We start from the raw sequence: 17999 nt of genomic DNA, 5'->3' as shown, positions 1-17999 counted from the left end.
GTAAAATTTACTTCCTTTAAATCTTTTAGATATTCATATAATAATAATATGAATATCTAAAAGGGAGGGCGAAAGATGATAAAAAACTTTGCTTTAATTTTTTTAGTTTCAACAAGTATATTGACTTCTAATATAGTCAAATCTGATGAAATTAGACAAAAAGGTAATGCTTTTAGGGTATTTAAAGAATATTCTTTAAATCTTAATAAGAAAGATAAATTTGATGACTTTTGGACCTCTAAAAATGAAGGGTATCTTAATGAATCTCAAAAAGAGAAAATTACCAGTTTAAGAGAGAAGGTGAAAAATGGAGAATTCTTAACCATTACAGAAAAAAATGAATTAAAATCTATTAAATCTGAAGTGATTAAAATCAAGTTAGGTGAAGACAGGTATAAAGAACTTGAAGATTTAATAGATAAAAGAGAAGGTAATATAGAATTAACATTACCTGAAAGAGAAAGACTTTATAAGCTTAATAAAGAAGCAAGAGAATAATTTAGACCTTAGATATTCATATTATCAGAAAAGCATTAAAATTAATTTAATGCTTTTTCTTTTAAAAAATATTAGTAATTTTTCTAAATAAATGATAAAATTATTTAAACGTATTATTTTGTAATTTTTACGTTTAATATTTGTACCGGAAGGAATGTTTATTGTGGAGAGATATAAAGAAGAATTTATTGAATTTATGGTTGAGAGTAATGTTTTAAGATTTGGTGATTTTGTTACTAAAAGTGGAAGAAAGACTCCATTCTTTATAAACACAGGGAATTACACAACGGGAGCCCAATTAAAGAAGTTAGGAGAGTTTTATGCCAAAGCTATAAATAAACATTTTGGAAAGGATTTTGATGTATTATTTGGACCTGCATATAAAGGAATTCCACTAACTGTTACAACTGCAATTTCATTAAATGAATTATACGATATTAATGTAGAATATTGCTCTAACAGAAAAGAAATAAAAGATCATGGAGAGGGTGGTATTTTATTAGGAGGATCATTAAGTGATGGAACTAAAGTTGTAATTGTTGAAGATGTAATGACAGCTGGTACATCAATATATGAAACTACTCCAATTTTAAAGGCTCAAGGAAATGTTGATATTAAAGGACTTATTATTTCCGTAGATAGAATGGAAAAAGGGAAATCTGAAAAATCTGCACAAGATGAAATTAAGGAGAATTTCGGCATAACTACATATTCAATAGTTTCAATGAAGGAAGTTGTAGAGTATTTGTATAACAAAGAATTAAATGGTAAAGTATATATAGATGATTCAATGAAAGCTGCTATAGAAGCTTATTATGAAAAATATGGTGTTACATATAAATAATAAATAAAAGGTGTTGTTTTATACACCTTTTATTTATTATTAAAATCTAAAAATTTTAATACTTCAAAAACTACTAAAGCTATTTCATTTTTACTATAACCATCAAAATAATGAGATCCTGAATTTAATGTAAGTAGTGTACTTTCAACACTGTTATATAATAATTCATTATATAGGCTAGTAGCATTTTTATAAGGAACTATTTCATCTGTTTTACTATGTATTATTAATGTGCTAGGTGATAATTTATTTATATATTTAATTGGGCTGTAATTATCTAAGCTTTTAGTTGATTTTAACAAGCTTTCAATTTCATATTTATATTCTAATTCTATAGATGATGTATCTAGGCTATACAAGTCTGTAGGCCCAAATACATCTATAATATAATTTACTTTTGATGGGTACTTCATTAAGTCCTTATCTCCAATAAAGTCATCTTCTTCTGAATATGAAGCCATAAGTGCTAGATGTGCCCCTGATGATATGCCTAAAATTCCAATATTATTAACATCAAAGTTATATATATCTTTATTTTTATATATCCATCTAATTGCATCTTTTACGTCTTTAATTGGATTCGCTATCGGAGTATTTTCTTTTAATAGTTCATAGGATACACTTACTATTGTGTATCCCTTTTTATTAAAAGCTTTTATTACTGGTTCTAGTCCTATGGGAATTCCATTGTCGCCATATATCCAACTACCACCATGTATATATAAAATGACTTTTGAAGGTTCATTTTCTATTTCTGATCTATATATATCTAAAAAAACATCATTAGATTTAGATTTTTTATATTTTAATCCTCTAATATCCATAGTATTAGTTACATAATAGTTAGTTAATTGTGCTAATGTTTCCATTGATTTGTTAGAATTTTTTAGCTCTGTATAAATATTATAAGCTATTGTTAAGGAATCTTTAAAATAAAGAAGTATACCTAATGTAGTTAAGAAAATTGATATAATAAAAATTGTAAAAACTTTAAGTACTTTCTTCAAATAATCAACTCCTAATATTTAATATTTATAGTATTGACATAAATATTAAATATTAATGAAATTTAATTATAATTTTTATATTACATGAATATATTTTACTAATATTTAAATTTAAAAATATAAGGAGGAAGTTGCTATTTGCAACAAAATAACTTATGGAAAGTACTTTTAACCTATTAAGTCTTAATTATATTTCAAATGTTATTTTAAATAATAATGATAGTAGTAAGTTAATAATAAATAATTTAAATGAAGAAGATATATTAAAAGCTATTAATGAAATTATATCTCATTATTTATATAATAAAGAGCAAGTTTTAATTATTTCAAATATTGAAAAAAGCAAAACTTTAAGTCAAAAGATATTTAAAGCCCTCGGGAAAAGAAGTGTAGATTTTCACCATAATAATGATTTAAATAAAAAAATAAAAGAATTATTACTAGATTTACATCCTCAAACAGGTAAAACTATTATAAGTAAGATAGAGTTAATAAATAGAGATATTAAGAAAAAGTATGAAATATTATCACAAATTAATGGCTTATTTTTAAATAAGAATATTAATAATATTTCACTAATAGAAAAGTATGAGATTACTGAAAGAAAGATAGATAATTATGATTTATCTTATAAGTATTATAAATCATATAGAATAAAGAGACCTCTAAACAAATATTCTTATTCAGAAGTAAAAGAATCCTGTAAAAATATATTATCTTCAAGTTTTATTTCTTCTTATGTAAAATACAAAAGATTCAGTGATAATGATATATTTAAATGCTTAATATATCCTATAGATTATAATCTCCTAAGTGAAACGATAGAAAAAATTAATTATATAGTTAGCAGTAAAACAATAAATTATAATTTAAGATACTCAAAATATACTAATGATTTTATTGATTTATATTTTTTAAATGATACTATGGATGAAAAGTATATTGCTTCGTTATCAAGTATAATTAATTTGAAATATAATCATGATTTACTAAGTATTAATAAAAAAAATAAATGGTTTAATATATTTAAAAAGAAAAAAATATTAGAGAAGGAAGATAAATTAAATTTATTTACTAGTTGCCAAAAAGAAATATATGATGAATATATAAATAACTATAATTCAATTTGCAGTTTAAAAGATAATTTATCATTTTTAGAAGAAATTTTAAATGATGGAACCTACATTGAAACTCTTAGAAATATTATTAGAGGAGAAGATGTATACGAAATTTTAAAATTTTATTTAAGAATATTTAAAGTTGCATATAAAACTAAGATAGATCTTGAAATAGTAGATAGGTTATCTCCAATAGAAAAGGACATACTTAATTATTGCTATGATGATTTAGAAGAAAAAAAGGAAATTAATAATTTAATATCATATTTACCTAGACTTAAGCTGTATTTAGAAATAGAAGAAGAGGAATTCAAATATAATGATATTATTAAACTCTATAATCAATATGATAAAATAGTAGAAGATATTTTTAATGATATCTATATAAAAGAGAGTTTATTATATAATGCTATCAATAGTGTATGGGATAATCAATTAAAAGATTCTTATTCATTATTAATGGAAAATATAAAAAATCTATCTATTGAATCAATAAATAGATTTTTCCCCTGTGTAATATCTAATGGTTCTATAGAAGAATTAGATAAATTAATTCAGAAAAAGTTCTATTTTAAAAGAATCGTTGTTGAATTAAACGAGTATTGTATTTTAAATGAAAATATATTAAATAAATTAAATAGATTGGGAGAAAATATAATTATATTTTCTAAAAGTAAAAATAATAGTATAAATGATTTTAAAAGAATTAATAGCATAGATTTATATAATGATTATATAACTTCTCATAATGAAAGCATAGTAATTAACGAAATAAACAATTTTTTAATTGATAAGGAATTAGCAATAAATATAAATGTTAAGGGGGATTATTTAGAAATCTTAAAAAATGATTCAGAGAAAAAGATAATAGTTATAGTATCTCCTAGTGGTAAAGATTTAAATTATGACATTTTATTAAATGATATATATAAACTTAAATACTATAGAGAAAATGATGCTAAAATATATAGGGTATGGTATAGAGATTGGTGGATAGATAAATATAGAGAATATACTAAGATTGAAAAATATATAAAAGAAATATAAAGTAATTGACAATATTAATCTATTGCAATATACTAATTAGGTAAATTAAATAAGACAGTTCGTAAGCCTCCTGTCTATAAACAAAACTACGGTGATTAATTGCAATTTGTATTAAGTGTAATTTTATTAGTAGAGGTTTTATTTATTTTAATAAACCTCTTTTTATTTTTGTACAAATTAGCTTTTATTAAATTCGTATCTTGAGGTGTCTATTGTACTATAGGCATCTTTTTATATTTAAAAATGGAGGAGTAAACATGAGACACGATTTAACTAAAAAAATGGTTAGAACAGCTTTAATTGCAGCTATTTATACTGTTCTAACATTAATATTAGCGCCAATTAGCTATGGAGCACTTCAATTTAGAATATCAGAAATATTAGTTTTGTTAGCTTTTATTAATCCTATATATATAGGTGGATTAACTTTAGGTTGCTTATTAGCTAATATTTTGGGTGGACTAGGAATACTAGATATCGTATTTGGAACTTTAGCTACTTTTATAAGTGTATTAGCTATATATGTAACATCTAAAATAATAAAAAGTAAAGGTATTGCTCTAGTAGTAGCTTCATTATGGCCAACAATATTTAATGGACTTATCGTTGGATGGGTTATTTGGGCATCAAGTGTAGATTCTACAGTATCATTATTTATTATAATGTTACAAGTTGCTTTTGGAGAATTTGTAGTAATAACAATTGCTGGAGTTCCAGTCTTTAAGTTGCTTGAAAAAACTAGAATAAAAGAAGTTTTAATATAAAAAAATAGGCTTAGATACTTTTATAGTTGTCTAAGCCTATTTTTTTGATTAAAATATATTTATATACTAGATAAACATTAAGGAGAAAGTTATGAATTTAATAACATTAGAAAATATAAATAAGACATATAGTGAAAAAGTTTTATTAAAAGACGTAAATTTAAATATAAATGATGGCGATAAAATAGGACTAATTGGGTTAAATGGTGCTGGTAAGTCAACTTTGCTTAAGATATTAACCGAAAGAGATGAATTTTTTGATGGAAAAGTATTAAAAAGTAAAAATGTTAGAATAGAGTATTTAGCACAAGATACAAAGTATGAAGATAATTCCACAGTATTAGAACAAATATTTAAGGGTGATACTACTGAAATGAAGCTTTTAATGGAGTATGAGGAATTATTAGATAAGGTATCTAAAGACAATTCGTTAAATGATAAACTTATACAATTACAAAGTAAGATAGATAATATGAATCTGTGGGATTTAGAGAGTGAGGCTAAGACAATCCTTACTAAACTTGGAATTAAGGACTTTAATCAAAAAATGTGTGAACTTTCAGGAGGACAAAAAAAGAGGGTATTCTTAGCTTCATCATTAATAAAACCTTGTGAATTGTTAGTTTTAGATGAGCCTACTAACCACTTAGATTCAGAGTCTATTGAATGGTTAGAAGAATTTTTAAATGCTAGAAAAGGTGCTTTAATTATGATAACTCATGATAGATATTTTTTAGATAGAGTTACTAATAAAATCTTAGAATTAGATAGAGGATCACTATATCAATATGAAGGTAACTATAGTGACTTTTTAGAAAAAAAAGCTGAAAGATTACAGGTAGAGGCGGCAAAAGAGGAGAAAAGGCAAAAACTTATTTTAAAGGAATTAAAATGGGTTAGAAGAGGGGCAAAGGCTAGAACTACTAAACAAAAGGCAAGACTTCAAAGATTTGAAGATTTAGTTAATACAGAATATACAGCGTTAAACTCTGATGTTGAAATGCCATTTATAGGTAGAAGATTAGGTAAAAAGATAATTGAAATTAATAATATCTCAAAATCTTATGAAGATAAAGTCCTTATAAAAGATTTAAACTATATATTTTCTAAAAGTGACAGAATAGGTATTATAGGTAAAAATGGTGCTGGTAAAACTACTTTAATAAATATGATAAATGGATATATAAAGCCTGATAATGGTATTATAGAAATCGGTGATACAGTTAGTATAGGCACTTTTTCACAAGATAATACCAATATGGATTTAAATCAAAGAGCAATTGATTATATTAAGGAAGGTGGGGAAAATATTCCAACAGAAGATGGGTATACTATAACAGCATCACAATTAGCTGAAAGATTTTTATTTGATGGAATACTGCAATATACACCAATAGAGAAGCTTTCAGGTGGTGAAAGAAGAAGATTACATTTGCTTAGAGTTTTAATGGAATCACCTAATGTTCTTATTTTAGACGAACCTACAAATGATTTAGATATTGAAACATTAAAAATTTTGGAAGATTTTTTAGATGAGTTTATGGGAGTAGTTATAATAGTATCTCATGATAGATATTTTTTAGATAGACTATGTAATAAAATATTTTCTTACGAAGGAAATGGATTAATAAAAGAGTATACAGGTAACTATAGTGATTATTTATTAAATAAAGAATATGAAAATATAAAAAATCCAGAAATAAAAGATAAAGAAAAAACTAAGAAAATATTGGATAAAAGTTATAAAAATAAAGATGAAAGGCCTAAGTTTACTTTTAAAGAACAAAAAGAATTTGAGGAAATCTATGATGTTATAGAAGGTCTTGAAAAAAATATAGAAGCATTAGAAGAAAAAATGCTGGGAAATGCTAGTAATTATGGGCTTTTAAATGAATTAATAAAAGAAAAAGAAGGATTGGAAGAAGAACTTTTATTTAAATATGAAAGATTAGAGTATCTAGAAGAATTAGATAAAAAAATAAAGGAATATAGGAAAATTTAAATTTTTATTTAAAATCTATAATTCATATAGTATAATTTATGGGAAATACAACAAAGAAGGAGAGAAATAATGAAAAAAATTGCTAAAATATTAAGTGGTATATTAGTATGTGTTTCTTTAGTTGCTTGTGAAACTAAGAGTTCAGAATTAAAAGAGGGAATAACAGTAGCAGATATTGTTGCAAAAGTTGAAGAAAAAGCACCAATGCAAATGCCTATGGAACTAGATGATTCAACAATTTCGGATTTAACTAATATAAATTTAGAAGATGTAGAAGAGTATGCTATAACTAAAGCTATGATAATGAACTCGGCTGATGTTACTGCAATAGTAAAAGCAAAAGATGGTAAGGTTGAATCTGTAAAAAATGCTCTACAAGAAATGTTAGACACAGAAAAAAATAACGCTTATTTACCAGATCAAAAAGAAAAGACTGAAAATGCTGTATTAACTGAAAAAGGAAATTATGTTATACTTTTAATAAATGAGGATGTTAAATCAGCAGAAGAAGCAGTTAATGAATGTTTTGAATAGGAAATAGGTAGAAACTAGATAAGAATGTTCTTATCTAGTTTTTTTAATAAATATATATTTAGGAGAACTTTATGGTTTTTAGTAGTCTTTTATTTATTTTCAGATTTTTACCTGTATTTTTTATAACATATATTTTATCACCAATAAAATATAGAAATTTAATTCTACTTATAGGAAGTCTTTTATTTTATTCTTTTGGAGAGCCTAAATATTTTATCATTATGATTGCATCTATTTTAGTAGATTATTTTGTCGGGATAAATATAGAAAATAACTTTGATAACAGAAAGAAATGTAAGTATTTTTTATTAATATCTATTTTATTTAATATGGGTTCGTTATTTTTCTTTAAATATTTCAACTTTTTTATTAATAATATAAATATGATTTTAGGATTCTCCATAAATGAATTGAATATAACATTACCTCTTGGTATAAGCTTCTATTCTTTTCAAACATTATCATATTCAATAGATATATATAGAGGAGAGGTTAAGGCAGAAAGAAATATAATTGATTTTGGAGCATTTGTATCATCATTTCCTCAACTTATAGCTGGACCAATAGTGAAATATAGTGATATAGATAAAGAAATAAAAAATAGAAAAATAGAACTTACTAATATAGAAGAAGGTATAAAAATATTTATAATGGGATTGGCCAAAAAGGTACTTTTAGCTAATAATATAGGTATGCTCTGGACTGAAATATATAGTAAAAATATTAGCGATATAACGACACCTTTAGCTTGGCTTGGAGTATTAGCATTTTCATTTCAAATATATTTTGATTTTAGTGGATATTCATCTATGGCTATAGGACTTGGAAAAATGTTAGGATTTACTTTCCCGAAGAATTTTGATTTTCCGTATATATCAAAAAGTATAAGGGAATTTTGGAGGCGATGGCATATTACATTAAGTTCATGGCTTAAAGAATATATTTATATACCACTTGGAGGAAATAGAGTAGGGAGAAGAAGATATTTTTTTAATTTATTGATATTATGGTTCTTTACAGGATTTTGGCATGGAGCTGAATATACATTTATTATTTGGGGATTATATTTCTTTGTATTAGTTTATATAGAAAGTAGGTTTATAAAAAATTTTTTAGAGAGGCATAAAATTTTTTCTCGTATATATACAATTTTCTTTTTGTTGATTGGTTGGTGCATATTTGCAATAGATAATATAAAATTATTGTGTCTTTACTTGAAAAAAATGTTTACCTTTAACTATTCCATTGAGTGGATTTATTATATAAAAAATTACTTTATAATTTTATTGATTTGTATCTTATGCTCTACCCCGTTGATATTAAAAATATATAATAAACTTAATGATAGTATAAAAATAATTATTATGTTTGCTTTATTTATTTTATCAATAGCTTACTTAGTAGATAGTACCTATAATCCTTTTTTATATTTTAGATTTTAAAAAAACTTAATAAAGGAAGATTTAATTATGATACAAATTTTAAAAAAAATCAAAAAATATCCTATGACTATTTTCTTTACAAGTATTATTATAATTTTTACAGCCTTAGATGTATTTAATAAGGATATTACATTTTCAGAGTATGAAAATCGTTCTCTGGCTCAAAAACCAAAATTCTATTATAGTTCTTTTATAGAAGGAAGATTTTTTAACAACTATGATAGATATATAAATGATCAGTTTATATTTAGAGATAAATGGATTAATATAAAATCAATTTCTGAAAATATATTAGGGAAAAAAGAAAATAATAATGTGGTTTATGGAAAAAAAGATTTTCTTTTTGATAAATTTCAAAATATTGATAAAGATAATTTGAGTAAAAATATATCTATAATAAATAGTTTTATATCTAAATATGATAGCTTGAATTTTAATTTAATGATAATACCAGAGTCTTTTACTATATATAAAGATTTTTTACCTTATGGAATAAAATTAGTTGATGAAGAAAGATACATAAATAGTATATATTCTGAATTTGATAATTTTAATAATGTAAAAAGTATAGATATAGTAGAAAGTTTGAAACATAATAAAGATAGTTATATTTATTATAGAACTGATCATCACTGGACTTCATATGGAGCTTATTTAGCTTATTTAGAATACTGTAAACAAAATAGTATATTACCAATTGATATAAATAATTTGAAAAAAAATACTGTTACTGATTTTTATGGAACGTATTTCTCTAAAAGTAAAAAGATGGATGCAAAAGCAGATAGGATTGATTATTATGATATTGATAATATAGAGGTTTTTGTGGATAATTTAAAGGTTGATAATATAAATGATGATAGTAAGTGGAGTAGTAGTGATAAGTATTCGGCTTTTTTAAAAGGTAACAATGCTATTACTTTAGTTAAAAATAATAATAAAAATGATAATTCTAAAATATTAATAATAAAAGACTCTTATGCAAATTCATTTATACAGTTTATAGTTAATAATTACAAAGAAACTTATATAGTAGATTTGAGAAGTTTTGGTAATAATTTCAATGATTTTTTTGAAGGTCATAATTTCGATAATGTAATAATTATGTATAATTTGAAAAATATATCTGAAGATTTGAATATATCTAAGCTTAAATACTAAAAAATATTTATATGTTATTGACAAAAAGAAAATTATTTGATAACCTTTTTAAGGCATTTTAAAAATTTAGGAGGAAATTATGAAAGATACAAAAGAAGTTAAAATCTTAGTAGCTGATCCTTCAGCTTTAGGGTTATTTGGATTAGCAGTTATAACATTAGTTGCTTCATCTCAAAAATTAGGTTTAACTAGTGGTGTTTCATTAGTTTTACCATGGGCTTTATTTTTAGGAGCAACTGCTCAATTAGTGGCTTGTATAAATGATTTCAAGCATAACAATACATTTGGTGCAACTGCATTTGGAGCATATGCATTCTTCTGGTATTCAATGGGAATGACATGGTTTATACAAAATGGTGTTTTTGGAGAAAAGCTTGCATCAGCAGCTGATTCAAAACAATTAGGTTTTGCATTTTTAGCATATTTAATTTTTACTTTATTTATGACTATAGGAGCAATGGAAACTCATAAGGTTTTATTTATGATTTTTGTTTTAATTGATTTCTTATTCATAGGACTAGCTTTAAATGCATTCAATATAATACCTCATATTTCTCATAACATAGCGGCGTATTCTGAATTAGGTATTGCGATTCTATCATTCTACGGATCTGGAGCAGCTGTTTTAAATAAGCATTTTGGGAAAATATTCTTACCTGTTGGAAAGCCGTTTAATATTTTTAGATAATTTTATATAGGACATTTAACGAAATAGTGTTATAGTTTTATTATACTGTAACACTATTTTTTATTTAGGAAGGGAAGTTATATATGAAAGTTTCTATATTTTTAAAAGGTAAAAAAGATCCAATTGTGTATGAGGGAGAAAAAATAGATATAGTTGATTTAAATTTAAATAAAGTGGAGTATAAACAAATTAGATGCTTTAAAAAGGGTTCATCTAAATCTGAATTAATTTTAAATAATTTAATTGTTAAAATTATAGAATAATATATATAAATTATGTTCTAAAGCCTTAGACTTTACAATATAATAATAATGCAAAGATACTTACAGCTAAAATAACAAATATGTATCTTGATAAGACACTAACAGCTTTTTATATAAATGTGTCTTGATTATTATAAGGAGGTAAGTATGTCTAAGGCTTTAAAAAAAATAAGAGAAGAATTGTATAAAATATCTAATATAGATATCGATATAACATGTATTGACTATATTTTTGAATTTCTTAATGATATTGATTACTTAAGAGTAGCTTCAGAAGAAAGAATAATACTTTCTTTTAAACCTATTTTCTACTCTGATAAATTACTTGGGATTAAATTTCTATTTTTTATAAGAGATATTAGGGGAGGACTAGGAGAGCGGCGTATATTTAGAGTTTTATTAAGATTTTTAGGAGAAAATGAAACTGATATTTTAATGAATAATCTACACTTAATTAGTTTATATGGTAGATGGGATGATTATTATTCGCTGTTCGAAACACCTTTGGAAAGTAATGTCATTAATATTTTTAAAAAGCAACTACAAAAAGATATAAATACTGAATATCCATCTACTTTAGCAAAGTGGTTAAAATCTGAAAACACATCTTCTAAAAGAACTAAAGCTTTAGCAACTAAAACTAAATTATTACTTGGATACTCTAGCAAAGAATATAGGATACTACTTACTGATTTGAGAAAAAAATCAAATTTAGTTGAAAATAATATTAGAACTTCTAATTATAGGGATATTAATTATGATAATATATCTCCCTCTGTTTTAATGAAGTATAAAAAGGCTTTTTTGAGAAATGATAAGGAAAATTTTTTAAAAATAAAAAATAATTTATTTATTGAGAATAAATTATTTTTAGAGAATATTGATAATATATTTTTTAATAAGAATATTAAAAATATATCTAATATAAATTTAATTAATTATTTTCCGAATACTATTAATAATAATATTATTATTAATAGTAACAATATAGAAAACAATAGGATGATTTTAAATTTATGCAATAATGAAATTTTAAAAATAATTGAGAATATAGAGAATTTAGAGGATACTTTTATAATTAATGGAATAGAAAAAGGAGAAATAAATAAAAATTATAAAGAAATTAAAGTATTAATAAAAGCGATGCTTTTATACAAAAAAATAAATTTCAACGCATTCAAAGATTATTATTTATACTATAATAAAACTCCTAAATTCAAAAAAATAGATGAAGAGAATTTATTTTCTCATTTATGCAATTTATTTTTTTATTATACTAATGATAATATAAACTTTAACAATGGTATGGATTTGATTTTATTTACATTAATTAAAAAGAATTTTGAAAAGAGTTTTTCACCAAAATCTATATTGTTTATTTACAATAATGAGAATGACTTAAAATTTGATAATATAGATGAGATCAATGAAAAATGGATTAAAGCCGGCTATGAAATGCCTAAAATAAAACTGTGGAATTTGAATAACTTCAATGAAAATTTTTATATAAAAAAACATGATAAATTCATAATTATTAATGGATATAGTAAAAATATATGGAGTTTTTTATTGGGATGTAAAGAAATAAATAGAACAAAATTCTTAATAAATAAATTTGATAAAAGCAAATATGAAATAAATATGATATAAAATCATATTTATTTCATATTTAGTTTACATAATATTTAATATGGTTAATATATATTTTATCAAAATACATATTAATCTTTTATATTAATTTCGCTAAATATACATTTAGTGAATTTCGTAATATTGCAAGCTGAAAATGGCTGTGATATAATAAAATCAAGGCTTAACAAGATATAATTGAGGTGAAAAAATGTCTACAATACGAAAAATAACATATAAATACAAAGATTTTAATTATAGTGATGATATAAAACAACTTTTAAACATAGATTTATCAAATAAAGATAAGAAAAAACTTCACTTAGTTTACTCTAATTACTATAGTTTAGGATCTGAACGAGGTTATGAGTATATAATTGAGGATTTGTATAAATTAACTGAAATACACAAATTCTCTACAGTTCAGCTATCTGAAATTTACAATACTGGAGTTCGTAATATTCAAATATGGTTAAAAGAACTTGGTATTAACAGAACTATTAAAAAAGGTCAGAAATTGCAAAAGAAAAATGCATATTCAAATATAAATTTAAAATCTGATGAAAATAAAATTTCAACTATAGATACAATAAGAAATAAGTATGGAATTGAAAAAGTTGAAATTAAAAATTTACCACAATCTTTAATAGAATTCTTAAATTATTTAGAAACTATAAAAGGAAAATCTATTAATACTATTAAAGGATATGAAATTGATTTATCTATGTTTTTTAAATTTTTAAAAATCTATAAAGGTTTAGTGTTTGATGAATCTTTAGAATTCCATGAAGTTGATATAAAAGATATCGATAATTATTTTTTAAGAAATATAAAACTAACAGATATTTATGCCTTTTTAAATTTTGCTGAAAAACAAAGAGGTAATGGTAACTATGCTAGAGCTAGAAAAGTTGCTGCTTTAAAATCTTATTTTAAATTTCTTCAAGGTAAAGCTAAGATTATTGAAGATAATCCAACTTTAGATCTAGAATCTCCGAAAATTAATAAAAGACATCCAATTTATTTAACCTTAGATGAAAGTTTAAATTTATTAAATTCTCTTGATGAAAATAGTAATAATTATTATAGAGATTATTGTATACTAACTTTATTTTTAAATTGTGGAATGCGTTTATCTGAACTTTGTAGTATAAGAATGGATAAAATAAAGGGAGATACTCTAACTATTATAGGTAAAGGTAATAAAGAAAGAACTGTTTACTTAAATGAAGCTTGTATAAAGTCTATAAATAATTATCTAAAGGTTAGAAATGACTCTAAATGTATTCCTGAGGATAAAGAGTATCTACTACTCTCCTCCCGCTCCAAACCTATAAACAAAAGGACTGTAGAATTATTAGTTAAGAAACATATTTCTAATTCTGGTTTAAGAGATGAAAAATATACTCCACACAAATTAAGACATACAGCAGCTACATTAATGTACAAGCATGGTAATGTGGATATTAGAAGTTTACAAAGCATATTAGGTCACGAAAATATATCTACTACTCAAATTTATACACACGTAGATGAAGAAATATTAAGAGATGCAGTTAAGTCTAACCCACTTTCTAAGTTGTAGAAATCATAAATTATTTAACTTTAATAGAACGAGTTTCTTATATAATAAATGTAGGTATTAAGATAAAACTTAATACCTACTACACTATTTAAATTATAAGATATTCATTTTTTCTATATATTACTTTTTCTTTAATCTTCTAAAACCAGGAAAGATTTCTTCTGTTGCATCATCAAAATCTTCTTCTAAATAATCTAAGTCATCGATATATTCTATATGATCAAATGCATCTACATATTCTAAAGAATCTTCATCTCCATGTTCGCTAACTTCTTCTAATCTAGAATTTTCTTCGTCTTTTAATGCTTCGAGCATTTTCTTATATTCTGCTTCCAAAAACTCATTTTCTTCAACATTCTTAGCTATATCTTCTATTTTAATTGCTCTAACATCTATACCTTGTTCTTTTAGACAATCACCACAGTTGTCACATATTCTATTGGGATATATATCACATATATCGTCATCAGTATATTTATTAATATTCACTAAAACACCACCTATGATTCTTTTCAAATTTAAACGTAAAACATATTATATCAAAGTTATTTAAAATAATCAAATTATATTATAGAAAATATCATTAAAGAACATAAGTTTGATATTATAATCATTCTATGTTATAATATTTCCAATAAAGTGAGGTGTTTTGTAATGGAAGCAAGCGATAAACAATTAGAAATCTATGAGTTTTTAAAGATATATACAGAGAATAAGGGCTATCCACCCTCAGTAAGAGAAATTTGCGAAGCTGTAAATTTAAGATCAACTTCAACAGTTCACGGACATTTAAAAAGATTAGAGAAAAAAGGTCTTATTAGAAGAGATCCTACTAAGCCAAGAGCTCTTGAAATCATAGAAATGTCTAATAACAAAAAAGAAATGTTAAATATACCTATAATCGGAAAAGTAACAGCTGGGGCACCAATCTTAGCTACTGAAAATATTGAAGATACGTTTCCTATTCCTATAGATTATGTAAAGCATAATGATGAACTTTTTATACTTAAAGTTACAGGAAATAGTATGATTAAAGTAGGAATAAACGACGGTGATTATGCTATAATAGAAAAAGCGCAAACGGCCCAAAATGGTGAAATAATTGTAGCATTAATAGAAAATGAAGCTACGATAAAAACATTTTATAAAGAAAAGGATCATATAAGGCTTCAACCAGAAAATGATAGTTTATCTCCTATTATTGTTGATGATTGCAGTATATTAGGAAAATTAGTTGGTCTATTTAGAGCATATTAATAATTATAAGTCATACAATATTGTATGACTTTATTTTTTTATGTTTTGAAGGAGGTTTGTTTTGAAAGTTTCCATTTTAAAAAAAGATCAAATCCTGAATGAATCAATGGTTGATGAAAACACTCTTATAGATAAAGGTAAATTTTCTACTATAGTCTTAATTTCAAAAGTTATTGTAGCTATGGTATACGCATTTGGTCTAGGATATAGTTTATTCTTCCTTGGTGAAAATTATATAAAGGTAGGTATTAAATTTCTAAGTTTACTTATTATTTCATATATATTTATAGACTTTCCCTATTCATTTTTAAAGGCTTTATTTTTACCTAAAGTATTCAATAAAGATACTATTAATCTACAGGTGAATCCGTATACGCTTGCCATAGATATATCATCAAGAATAAATATATCTATAGTAAGGATTATTATGTCTATAATAATTCCTTTTATACTACTAGCCATTATACCAACTATAGCTAGCTATATACTGGAATTTAATATGTATTTATATTTATTAGCTTCTTCATCAGCTATTATAGCTACAAAAGATATTATTTATTTAATTTTAATAATTAAAAAATATTCTAAAGGGAGTAAGATTAAGCTTTCTACAAATCAAATTATTTTTTATTTATAGATATGTAAAAGTTTCTATTATAAAAGTGTGATATAGTAATTCTTATTAAAATGCTTATTACATTGAAAAATAAGAATAATATATATCACACTTTTTATTAATTATTTAAAATATTATTTAGAGAAATCAGTATACCTATCTTTGCATGATCGAAAGTTAATCCACCTTGAAGATAAGCGATATAAGGTTCTCTAATAGGTGCATCTGCAGATAATTCAATAGAAGAACCTTGAATAAATGCTCCAGCTGCCATTATAACCTCATCAGTATATCCTGGCATAGCCCATGGTTCACATTCAACAAAAGAATCTATAGGTGAACCTTTTTGTATTCCCTTACAAAATTGAATTAATTTATCTTTGTCACCAAATTTAATAGCTTGAATTATATCACTTCTTTTTTCATTGTATTTAGGAAGAACTTCAAAGCCAGCAAGTTCCATTATTCTAGAACAAAATACAGCTCCCTTTACAGCTTCCATTGCTATATGAGGTGCTAAAAATAAACCTTGATATAATTGTCTCATAACGCCAAAAGTTGAACCACACTCTCCTCCTATTCCTGGAGTCGTTAATCTATAAGCAGCTTGTTCAACATATTTAGCTTTACCTGCTATATATCCTCCTGTTGGAGCTATTCCACCACCTATATTTTTAATAAGTGATCCTGAAATTAAATCTGCTCCAACATCTGTTGGTTCAATAGTATCAATAAATTCACCATAGCAGTTATCCACAAATACTATTACATCTTTTCTTATATCTTTTACAAATTTAATTACTTCTCCAAGTTCACTTACTAAGAAAGAATTTCTCCACCCATATCCTGTACTTCTTTGTATATGTACTAATTTTATTTTATCATCATTTGATAATACTTCTCTTATTTTTTCAAAATCAAATTTTCCATCTTTCAAATCAACTTGTTTATAGTTAACTCCATATTCCTTAAGAGATCCTATATTTTCTTTACCGCTTATACCTATAATATTATGAAGAGTATCATATGGAGCTCCTGAAATACATACCATAGTGTCTCCAGTTCTTAAATTTCCCATAAGAGCACATCCTATTGCATGTGTACCATTGACAAAGTGAGGTCTAACTAAAGCACTTTCAGTATTAAATACTCTTGCATATACCTTATCTAATGAATCTCTTCCTATATCGTCGTAACCATATCCTGATGAATTAGTAAAATGTGACTCACTTATTCTCTCATCTTGAAAAGCCTTTAATACTTTTAATTGATTGTATTCTCTTATATCATCATAAGAACTAAAAACCTCTTCTACATCCTTTAAGGCCTTCTTATATAATTCAAAAGTGTTTTCTTTAAAGTTTAGAGTTTTCATCATCAAATCTTCTGTTTGTTTAAGCATAGTATACCTACATATTAGTTATCTAATATGTTACTCCCCTTCCTTATATAAAAATTTTATTATCATAAAGATAATATTATCACATTTTATAGTTTTTTCAAATACTTACCTTATATACAGAATAAAAAGTAGACAAATTTGC

17 protein-coding genes are annotated in these 17999 nt (G+C 24.2%); 14 read left to right on the top strand and 3 right to left on the bottom strand.

Features of this window, described 5'->3' with window-relative positions; genetic code table 11:
* Window positions 1-75: 75 nt before the first annotated feature.
* A complete protein-coding gene (locus tag ACQPVP_RS07260) occupies window positions 76-498 on the top strand; it encodes a hypothetical protein (protein ID WP_430848606.1) in 423 nt (140 codons plus the stop codon).
* Window positions 499-661: 163 nt separating this feature from the next.
* Window positions 662-1342, top strand: a complete 681-nt coding sequence (gene pyrE, locus ACQPVP_RS07255; RefSeq protein ID WP_430848604.1) for an orotate phosphoribosyltransferase — start codon at window positions 662-664, stop codon at window positions 1340-1342.
* 29 nt (window positions 1343-1371) lie between these two features.
* On the opposite strand, the gene ACQPVP_RS07250 is transcribed toward pyrE, so the two are convergent.
* Complete coding sequence (locus ACQPVP_RS07250; RefSeq protein WP_430848603.1) at window positions 1372-2349, bottom strand: alpha/beta hydrolase fold domain-containing protein; 978 nt, start codon at window positions 2347-2349, stop codon at window positions 1372-1374.
* Between the two features lie 155 nt (window positions 2350-2504).
* On the opposite strand from ACQPVP_RS07250, the gene ACQPVP_RS07245 reads away from it, so the two are divergent.
* The 10 genes from ACQPVP_RS07245 (at window position 2505) to ACQPVP_RS07200 (ending at window position 14582) form a co-directional block, all read left to right on the top strand.
* Window positions 2505-4514 (top strand): hypothetical protein, encoded by a 2010-nt coding sequence (locus ACQPVP_RS07245; RefSeq protein ID WP_430848602.1) that lies wholly within the window; start codon window positions 2505-2507, stop codon window positions 4512-4514.
* Window positions 4515-4771: 257 nt separating this feature from the next.
* Window positions 4772-5278, top strand: a complete 507-nt coding sequence (locus ACQPVP_RS07240) for a QueT transporter family protein (protein WP_430848601.1) — start codon at window positions 4772-4774, stop codon at window positions 5276-5278.
* Window positions 5279-5369: 91 nt separating this feature from the next.
* Entirely contained in the window at window positions 5370-7280 is a 1911-nt protein-coding gene (locus tag ACQPVP_RS07235) for an ABC-F family ATP-binding cassette domain-containing protein (RefSeq protein ID WP_430848599.1), read from the top strand.
* 69 nt (window positions 7281-7349) lie between these two features.
* Window positions 7350-7814, top strand: coding sequence for a DUF4358 domain-containing protein (locus ACQPVP_RS07230; protein ID WP_430848597.1), 465 nt, complete (start codon window positions 7350-7352; stop codon window positions 7812-7814).
* 71 nt (window positions 7815-7885) lie between these two features.
* Window positions 7886-9256, top strand: coding sequence for an MBOAT family O-acyltransferase (locus ACQPVP_RS07225; RefSeq protein WP_430848595.1), 1371 nt, complete (start codon window positions 7886-7888; stop codon window positions 9254-9256).
* Window positions 9257-9283: 27 nt separating this feature from the next.
* Window positions 9284-10417: a DHHW family protein gene (locus ACQPVP_RS07220; RefSeq protein ID WP_430848593.1), complete on the top strand. Its 1134-nt coding sequence runs from the start codon at window positions 9284-9286 to the stop codon at window positions 10415-10417.
* Between the two features lie 79 nt (window positions 10418-10496).
* Window positions 10497-11105: an acetate uptake transporter gene (locus tag ACQPVP_RS07215; RefSeq protein WP_430848591.1), complete on the top strand. Its 609-nt coding sequence runs from the start codon at window positions 10497-10499 to the stop codon at window positions 11103-11105.
* An 83-nt stretch (window positions 11106-11188) separates the two neighbouring features.
* A complete protein-coding gene (locus tag ACQPVP_RS07210; protein WP_430848589.1) occupies window positions 11189-11368 on the top strand; it encodes a hypothetical protein in 180 nt (59 codons plus the stop codon).
* 147 nt (window positions 11369-11515) lie between these two features.
* On the top strand, window positions 11516-13018 hold the full coding sequence (locus ACQPVP_RS07205) for a DUF2828 family protein (RefSeq protein ID WP_430848587.1): 1503 nt from the start codon (window positions 11516-11518) through the stop codon (window positions 13016-13018).
* 568 nt (window positions 13019-13586) lie between these two features.
* A complete protein-coding gene (locus ACQPVP_RS07200; RefSeq protein WP_430848786.1) occupies window positions 13587-14582 on the top strand; it encodes a tyrosine recombinase XerC in 996 nt (331 codons plus the stop codon).
* Between the two features lie 120 nt (window positions 14583-14702).
* On the opposite strand, the gene ACQPVP_RS07195 is transcribed toward ACQPVP_RS07200, so the two are convergent.
* Window positions 14703-15071 carry a hypothetical protein gene (locus tag ACQPVP_RS07195; protein ID WP_430848585.1) on the bottom strand — a complete coding sequence of 123 codons (369 nt, stop codon included), beginning with the start codon at window positions 15069-15071 and terminating at the stop codon, window positions 14703-14705.
* Between the two features lie 165 nt (window positions 15072-15236).
* Here ACQPVP_RS07195 and lexA point away from each other — a divergent pair, with 165 nt between their 5' ends.
* Window positions 15237-15839 (top strand): transcriptional repressor LexA, encoded by a 603-nt coding sequence (gene lexA / locus ACQPVP_RS07190; protein ID WP_430848583.1) that lies wholly within the window; start codon window positions 15237-15239, stop codon window positions 15837-15839.
* Window positions 15840-15900: 61 nt separating this feature from the next.
* A complete protein-coding gene (locus ACQPVP_RS07185; RefSeq protein WP_430848581.1) occupies window positions 15901-16476 on the top strand; it encodes a metalloprotease family protein in 576 nt (191 codons plus the stop codon).
* Between the two features lie 97 nt (window positions 16477-16573).
* Here the strand turns inward: ACQPVP_RS07185 and ACQPVP_RS07180 are convergent, their stop codons facing one another.
* Window positions 16574-17857, bottom strand: coding sequence for an aminotransferase class I/II-fold pyridoxal phosphate-dependent enzyme (locus ACQPVP_RS07180; protein ID WP_430848579.1), 1284 nt, complete (start codon window positions 17855-17857; stop codon window positions 16574-16576).
* Window positions 17858-17999: the final 142 nt, after the last annotated feature.

It is taken from the genome of Clostridium nigeriense (genome assembly GCF_050585265.1).
In the GTDB taxonomy this organism is placed as follows: domain Bacteria; phylum Bacillota; class Clostridia; order Clostridiales; family Clostridiaceae; genus Clostridium; species Clostridium nigeriense_B.
Note: the sequence above shows the minus strand (reverse complement) of the source record. Positions and strands in the feature narration are given on the sequence as shown.

Excerpts from the sequence above, each read along its gene's own strand:
- ACQPVP_RS07225 (WP_430848595.1), top strand. The coding sequence starts at position 7,886 with ATGGTTTTTAGTAGTCTTTTATTTATTTTCAGATTTTTACCTGTATTT.
- ACQPVP_RS07220 (WP_430848593.1), top strand. The coding sequence starts at position 9,284 with ATGATACAAATTTTAAAAAAAATCAAAAAATATCCTATGACTATTTTC.
- ACQPVP_RS07210 (WP_430848589.1), top strand. The coding sequence starts at position 11,189 with ATGAAAGTTTCTATATTTTTAAAAGGTAAAAAAGATCCAATTGTGTAT.
- ACQPVP_RS07260 (WP_430848606.1), top strand. The coding sequence starts at position 76 with ATGATAAAAAACTTTGCTTTAATTTTTTTAGTTTCAACAAGTATATTG.
- ACQPVP_RS07180 (WP_430848579.1), bottom strand. The coding sequence starts at position 17,857 with ATGCTTAAACAAACAGAAGATTTGATGATGAAAACTCTAAACTTTAAA.
- lexA (WP_430848583.1), top strand. The coding sequence starts at position 15,237 with ATGGAAGCAAGCGATAAACAATTAGAAATCTATGAGTTTTTAAAGATA.
- ACQPVP_RS07240 (WP_430848601.1), top strand. The coding sequence starts at position 4,772 with ATGAGACACGATTTAACTAAAAAAATGGTTAGAACAGCTTTAATTGCA.
- ACQPVP_RS07235 (WP_430848599.1), top strand. The coding sequence starts at position 5,370 with ATGAATTTAATAACATTAGAAAATATAAATAAGACATATAGTGAAAAA.
- ACQPVP_RS07230 (WP_430848597.1), top strand. The coding sequence starts at position 7,350 with ATGAAAAAAATTGCTAAAATATTAAGTGGTATATTAGTATGTGTTTCT.
- ACQPVP_RS07215 (WP_430848591.1), top strand. The coding sequence starts at position 10,497 with ATGAAAGATACAAAAGAAGTTAAAATCTTAGTAGCTGATCCTTCAGCT.
- ACQPVP_RS07205 (WP_430848587.1), top strand. The coding sequence starts at position 11,516 with ATGTCTAAGGCTTTAAAAAAAATAAGAGAAGAATTGTATAAAATATCT.
- ACQPVP_RS07245 (WP_430848602.1), top strand. The coding sequence starts at position 2,505 with ATGGAAAGTACTTTTAACCTATTAAGTCTTAATTATATTTCAAATGTT.